This is a genomic window from Verrucomicrobium sp. BvORR106 (assembly GCF_000739655.1).
Lineage (GTDB): Bacteria > Verrucomicrobiota > Verrucomicrobiia > Verrucomicrobiales > Verrucomicrobiaceae > Verrucomicrobium.
On record NZ_BATR01000137.1, the window covers coordinates 80,700 to 87,003 of the forward strand.

The window sequence follows — 6,304 nt, forward strand, 5'->3', positions numbered from 1 at the left end:
GGCATGAAAGCGCATCTACCATATTCGATCATTTTGTGGCAACTGCTTCTTGCCGCAGCCTGCGGATCCCCACCCGCTAGAAGTGAGGCGGATTGGAAAAAAGAACCGCTATTGATATCCATCGACAAATCGGCCCAAGGGATCATGGCCGAATACGAAGCGTGGTCGGAAGATTGGGCGAAAGGCGATAAAAGGCCGACCGAAAAAGATCAGACTATCAACCGGATCACGGAAGGGTTCTTCATCACTTTGATGAATGCGCTGGCGGTCTCGCCAAACCCCGAACTGTTCACCCAGAGCACGCGTTTCCTCGATACCAAGGTGCCATCCGAATTCGACGGCACCTGGAGGTTTGTCTTTATCGAGTTCAGCAACGTCGCCAAGGGGGCGGATGGACGCCCGCTACATTCCGAACATCTGGAAAACTTGAAAAAAAGGGCGATGAAATCGAAATGAACCGGTCCGCAAGATCCCGCGCAGGCCGATCGGTTGAACACGTTGCGAGCGGAGCTGGATGCCTGGCTGCGGGAGCAACGGGAGCTGATGGATCCTTGAGTGGGGTGTGGGGCGGAGGAAACTCGGGGAGCGCACGTATCCCTGCGTGCTGTTTGCGGCATCTTGCCGCGAACGGCAGGCAACAGATGACATCGCGTCCATCTGACGTGGAGGCATTGATGGCGGTGGGGAGAAAGCGGATGCTGTCGGCCTCCCCACCTGATCATCCTCCCCGGAAGTACCCTTGAGGCTCGTCCAGCCACTGGGCTGTGCCAGATATCCCCTTCAGGGATAAACTGCAGACGGGCTGAACCGACGTCTTCCACGCGCTCAGTCGGAGTTCTTCCTCGAAGAGGATGCGGCTAAAAGCCCAACGTTGGCGAGCTTCCAGCGAGTCTACGTTGGGTGCCGTCCAACGATGATACTCAGGTGAGAAGGCCGACAGCATCCGCTTTCCCTCCCACCATCTTCAACGCCCGCTCAAATGGCGATGTGGCATGGATGCTTGGTTGCACCTCGCGAGGCCCCACGCTGACTGACGTTCCCGGCAAGATGCCGCGAACAACACGCAAGATGCGTGCGTTCCCCAAACTCATCCGGCAAAGGTCGTTTTGAGAAGTTGCCAGTTGCCACATCAGGGAACGCTCGCGGCAAACGCAGGGCTCGCCACTCCGAAGTCGTGTTGGGCGTGGACATCAGTAGAGGGAACGAGGACAATCTTGTCCCAGATCTCATCAATTGCCCCCCCGACCAACCAACTCCACACCACCAGTTCAAGGAATCAAATCGGCTTCCCCGCCTTGTCCAGGATGATCACAAACGGAGGATCGTACTTGTTGCACCGGATGCGCTCCTTGGTGCCCTTCTTGAGGCGTTTGGCGAAGATGGTTTGGGCTCGGCCGTCCGACTTGACGAGCTCTCCGCCGAGTTCCTTGGCAGAGAGTTGAGTCCATCCCTTGCTTTTGAAGTTGCGGGCGGTCCAGATTTCCTTGTCCCAGTCACCGCCGCTGTTGCCCTGGTAGTCGTAGTTCACCGCGATTAGCACCCACCCCTCTTCCACGACGGTGATGTCCGCGACCCCGTTCACCCCTCCATCAGGCTTGAAGATGATGGCCTTCCGATTGGTCAGCTGGTCCGGCACCCGGGACCAGGTGTCTTTCCCCTCCCCCACCTGCAGAGTGACGGGTTTCATGTTCAGCACGCCGACAATGGCCGGGAACTTCTGCAGAGCATCAAGATCCGCACCGCGCAGGGTGGTGGCGTGAATGAGGGCAAAGGCGGCGAAGCAGGTGAGGAGTTTTTTCATATGGAGTGTGTAGATTGGAACGGATGTTACGGCACGACCGTTTTGCCAGTCAATCAGCAAAAATCTGTACGCCGTAAGGATGACACAAGAACTGAGCTGGTGCATCGACGCGCATGCTGCACGCGAAGTTCAGTAAAAGGAGGCAGGGACATTTCTGTCCCGGACCGCAACAAACGTCCCAGGAAGTCGCCCTCTCACCCACGCCTCCCATTCGCCCTGGGCTGTAGGGCGACCGCTTCGGTTACCCTGTCCCAGGGGACATTCGCCGCAAGCGAAGCGCTTGCCCTACAGCCCCTGATGGTTTGGCCTCGGGGATGCAAGGCGATGTGTTGGGACGCTTGGGGCGGACCGGGACAGGAATGTCCCTCACTCCCTTTACTGACCACGTTCTATGGGAGCTGTCTCAGACTTAAAACACCGCGTCCAACGCCAGGGTCACGAGCAGACCGCTGATGCCGACGAGGGTCTCGGTCAGGGTCCACGTGCGGAGGGTCTGAGAGACGGAGAGGCCGAGCGTCTCCTTCACGATCCAGAAGCCGGCGTCGTTCAGGTGGGAGAGGAACAGCGAGCCACAGCCGATGCCTACAACGAGCAGCTCCGGATTGACGCCCGGGGAGTTGACCATGAGCGGAGCCACGAGACCGCAGGCGGCCGTGATGGCCACGGTGGCGGAGCCGGTGGCCACGCGAATAAGGGCGGCGCAAAGCCAGCCAAACACCAGCGTGGGCAGGTGGAAGGCCATGGCCATCTCACCGATCGCATTGGCCGCACCGCTCTCACGCAGCACGCGGTTGAAGCCACCACCACCACCGACGACGAGCAGGGTCATGCCCACCGTGGCGATGGCCTTTTCTCCCACTTTCAGGGATTCCTCACGCTTAAATCGGAAGAGGATCGAGGCAAAGATGACTGACAAGCCAAGTGCCACCGTGGGATTGCCGATCACCCCAGCGATGTTCTTGAGTGCTTCAGGTGCTTTTGGCCAGAGCTCGACGGCCGTCTGGCTGAGAAGGAGGATCACCGGAAGGCTCAGCACGGCCACCGTGGCACGAAGAGAGGGCTTGGGGCGTTCATTCTCGGTGGAGGGTGCCGCCACCGGTGGGGGCGCGGAGGCCTCCACGTTCTTCACCGCCCACTTGGCGAAGATGGGTCCGGAGATGGCCGCCACGGGAATGGCCGCCACCAGGCCCCAGAGCATGACCTTGCCGAGGTTCGCATGCAGGGCCTCGATGGCCACCAGCGGGCCAGGGTGCGGCGGCATGACGCCGTGCATGATGGAGAGCACCGCCAGCATGGGGATGGCGAGCTTGAGGAAAGGCTCCTTGGTCTCCTTTGCCAGGGTCAGGAGAATGGGGGCCAGCATGACCAAGCCCACGGCAAACCAGGTGGTGAGGCCCACGGCCAGTGCCAGGATCATGAGACACCAGTGCACACGCTTGGGCCCGAAGATCTTGACCAATCGCACGGCCAACACCTCGGCCCCGCCCGACACGGCCAGCATGCCGCCCAGAATCGTGCCCAGACCGAGCACCCCGGCAATGCCGCCCAGAGTAGCCCCCATCCCGTCTTGAAACGCGGTGGCCACCTTGGCCGGGGTCATCCCCGCGCCCAGGCCCATGAGGAGGGCGGCGAACAACAGGGCCAAAAACGCGTTCAGACGCAGCCAGGCGATCAGCAAGATCAGCACGGCAACCGCCCCAAGGGAGAGTGACAACAGGTTGATAGATTCCGGACTCACGGCGCTGATAAAGACAGCAGCGCCACGCTCCGTCAATAAAGTATCGGTTTAGTTTTATTGAAAGTTTTTACTCATGGCTCCGGGGGTTGGGGCGCGGGTGGCGACCGCCTCCAGGCTCTCTGCCAGCACCCGAGGCCCGGCGTCAAATTACACCTCGAACCCCCGCTCTGTATCGCCTCCCACATCTGCACGACGGTTCGCCTGCGCCGTGGCAAGATAGCCGGCCATCAAGGGTGACAGAGACAGCTTTCTGTATTGGGCATACCAGATCTGGTTCTCGATCCAGAACCGGTAGAGAAACTCCTCCAGGGAGTGGGCACACAGCACTGCTTCTTTGAAGGCCTTGTCATACTCCACCGGTGCCTCTTCGTCCTGGAGGGCATCGAAATATTCCTTCTCGTAGAAGTACGGTGCAGCCACCACACCGGCGGGTTCCCTGGGGCTCAACCACAGATACCAAATGTAGCAGCACTGCGAGTCATGAAGAAATCTTAACAAGTATCCATCGGAGCCTGAATCACCGCGGGTGGGGATGGGTACCAACTGCTCTGAGAGCTCAAGGTAACACCCGGTGCAGGTGAGGATTCTCGACTGGAAAGCGGAGTCTTCAAAAAGACGCGCCAAGGTCTCCGACCCTCTCAATCCCAGCTTGGCCACAGTGTTGCGCACGACGGTCAGATCAGCGGAGCCGTGCTCACTCATCTGCAGCACACAACCATCCTCTACCAATGCAGATTCGTGTTCAGAAATAGGCCACACCCACGGCCCATGCTGTTGCAAATTTTCCACACCAATTTCTGGGAGCAGAGGTCCCTCTATGGACCGGTAGGTGCTGTGGGCATCACCTGGGTCGCACCAGAGCTCGCTGGTCCCAGCTGTTACCCAGACATGACGGAAGATTTTCTTGTCGTCCATGACTCGCATCCATATCCGTCACACTTCCCATTGCAAAAACATCCTTCCTCAAAGGCCATGCTCGCAGCCCCCTCCTCCATCTTTCCAGCATCCGTGATCGCTTTTTCCAGCGATACACTGGAGACTAGCCCCGGGCTAAATTCCTGATCCGCTTGAATGAACAGCGGGCGTCCTACCCCCACCAACCTTCCTGAGGCACCCATCCATGTCAGACACCGCTGAACGCGAGCCCCGGATATTCGTCCTGCCCAATTTGATGACGGCGGGCAACCTCTTGTGTGGCTTCCTCGCCTCGCTGCACATTGTGGGCAGGTTCCAGCCAGACGACGGGCACCAGCGCTACATCTGGGCCATCGGCCTCATCCTGCTGGCCTGCTTTTTCGATCTCCTGGACGGTCGCCTGGCGCGCATGACGGGACAGTCATCCTCCTTTGGTCGGGAGTTCGACTCACTGGCGGACGTGGTGAGCTTCGGCGTGGCCCCGGCCCTGCTGATGCACGACATCGTGCTGGCCGAGTTTGAGCAATCGATGGCCGGTCTGGGCTGGTTGATCGCCTGTATCTATCTCGTCTGCGGTGCCATGCGACTCGCGCGATTCAACTGCCTCGCCGCCATGCCCCACCAGGGAGGCTCCACCCATTTCCGGGGCTGTCCTATTCCCGTCGCCGCGGGGGTGATCGTGTCCCTCACCCTTTTCTTGCTCTGGTTGGACGGCTCCAATCGCGAGATCGGGCGCTGGCGCTATGCCCTGCCCGTGCTGATGATGGCACTCTCCTACCTCATGGTGAGCAATGTGGAGTACCCCTCGTTCAAGGCGGTGAACTTCCGCACGCGCCGCTCCTTCCACTGGGTGCTGGTGAGCATCCTGGTCCTCTTTTTCACCGTGCGGTACTGGCAGTGGATGCCCATGGTGCTCTTTGTCTCCTATCTGGCCTACGGGCTGGTGCGGCCCTGGATCTCCCGTCAATGGCGACAGCAACTGGAGGAAGAGGACGAGGAGGAAAAGTCGGCCAAAGCGCCCCCTCCCGCCCCACGGCGTGACGACAGCACGGAGGACCCCGCTTCCCTGATCTAGAGTTCAGCCTGCCCCAACCCTGAAGCCAGACGGCCGAAGGCGGATTGAGATCCGATTTCAAGTTATGAAAACGCTTCCCTCCCTGGAAGAGCAGCAGGAGCATTTCCGTCGGCTGCTGAGCAGATTCTCCACAGCCATGCTGGTGACTCATGGGCAGGCGGATTCCTTTCATGCACGCCCGATGGCCATCGCCCAGATCGAGCCCGATTGTCGCATCTGGTTCCTCACCCACCGGGAGTCTGCCAAGGCGCACGAGATCCAGACGGATACCCGCGTGCTGGTGATCTGCCAGCGGGAGCACGATGCCTACCTCACCCTCAGCGGGCGCGCCACCCTGGTGGAGAATCGCGCCAAGACGGAAGCCATTTGGAAGGAGCCCTTCCGCGTCTGGTTCCCCGATGGTGTTGAGGACCCCGATCTCGTGCTGATCTCCGTCATTCCCGAGGACGGAGAGTTCTGGGACAATTCCGGTTTTCGCAAGATCAAGTCCTTCATGGAGTCGGCCGCAGCCTATGTCGCCGGACGACAGCCCCGCATCGAGGAAGGTGAGGAGCACGGCGTCGTCCATCTTTAAGAACGGCCACTCCACCCTTCAGGACCGTTCTTGAGGTCGCAGGCGGGCGACTGGCGGTCCTGCTCGGACTTGCCTGCTTGCAATCTTAACCCCCCCACCCATACGCCAATATGAAAACGGACACGATTACCGATGCCACAGGGCTGGCAGAGCACGTCGCAAGGGAAAAGCGCCAGGAGGAGCTTCTGCACCAGCATCATG

General features: G+C 60.0%; 6 protein-coding genes. 3 read left to right on the forward strand and 3 right to left on the reverse strand.

Annotation, left to right across the window (positions count from 1 at the left end; all coding sequences use genetic code 11):
• Window positions 1-3 precede the first annotated feature (3 nt).
• Entirely contained in the window at window positions 4-456 is a 453-nt protein-coding gene (locus tag BV106_RS25800; RefSeq protein WP_038169509.1) for a hypothetical protein, read from the forward strand.
• Window positions 457-1,276: 820 nt separating this feature from the next.
• On the opposite strand, the gene BV106_RS25805 is transcribed toward BV106_RS25800, so the two are convergent.
• The 3 genes from BV106_RS25805 to BV106_RS36255 form a co-directional block, all read right to left on the reverse strand.
• Window positions 1,277-1,801, reverse strand: a complete 525-nt coding sequence (locus tag BV106_RS25805; protein ID WP_038169511.1) for a hypothetical protein — start codon at window positions 1,799-1,801, stop codon at window positions 1,277-1,279.
• 409 nt (window positions 1,802-2,210) lie between these two features.
• Window positions 2,211-3,539, reverse strand: a complete 1,329-nt coding sequence (locus BV106_RS25810; protein WP_265596069.1) for a gluconate:H+ symporter — start codon at window positions 3,537-3,539, stop codon at window positions 2,211-2,213.
• 147 nt (window positions 3,540-3,686) lie between these two features.
• Window positions 3,687-4,241, reverse strand: coding sequence for a hypothetical protein (locus BV106_RS36255; protein WP_265596070.1), 555 nt, complete (start codon window positions 4,239-4,241; stop codon window positions 3,687-3,689).
• Between the two features lie 418 nt (window positions 4,242-4,659).
• Between BV106_RS36255 and pssA the strand changes: the two genes are divergently transcribed.
• Together pssA and BV106_RS25825 are read left to right on the forward strand one after the other, a co-directional pair.
• Window positions 4,660-5,529 (forward strand): CDP-diacylglycerol--serine O-phosphatidyltransferase, encoded by an 870-nt coding sequence (gene pssA, locus BV106_RS25820; protein ID WP_038169513.1) that lies wholly within the window; start codon window positions 4,660-4,662, stop codon window positions 5,527-5,529.
• Between the two features lie 64 nt (window positions 5,530-5,593).
• Window positions 5,594-6,103 carry a pyridoxamine 5'-phosphate oxidase family protein gene (locus BV106_RS25825; RefSeq protein WP_051946336.1) on the forward strand — a complete coding sequence of 170 codons (510 nt, stop codon included), beginning with the start codon at window positions 5,594-5,596 and terminating at the stop codon, window positions 6,101-6,103.
• The last annotated feature ends 201 nt before the right edge of the window (window positions 6,104-6,304 follow it).

Coding starts and splice junctions, on each gene's coding strand:
- BV106_RS25800 (WP_038169509.1), top strand. CDS start 4: ATGAAAGCGCATCTACCATATTCGATCATTTTGTGGCAACTGCTTCTT.
- BV106_RS25805 (WP_038169511.1), bottom strand. CDS start 1,801: ATGAAAAAACTCCTCACCTGCTTCGCCGCCTTTGCCCTCATTCACGCC.
- BV106_RS36255 (WP_265596070.1), bottom strand. CDS start 4,241: ATGAGTGAGCACGGCTCCGCTGATCTGACCGTCGTGCGCAACACTGTG.
- pssA (WP_038169513.1), top strand. CDS start 4,660: ATGTCAGACACCGCTGAACGCGAGCCCCGGATATTCGTCCTGCCCAAT.
- BV106_RS25825 (WP_051946336.1), top strand. CDS start 5,594: ATGAAAACGCTTCCCTCCCTGGAAGAGCAGCAGGAGCATTTCCGTCGG.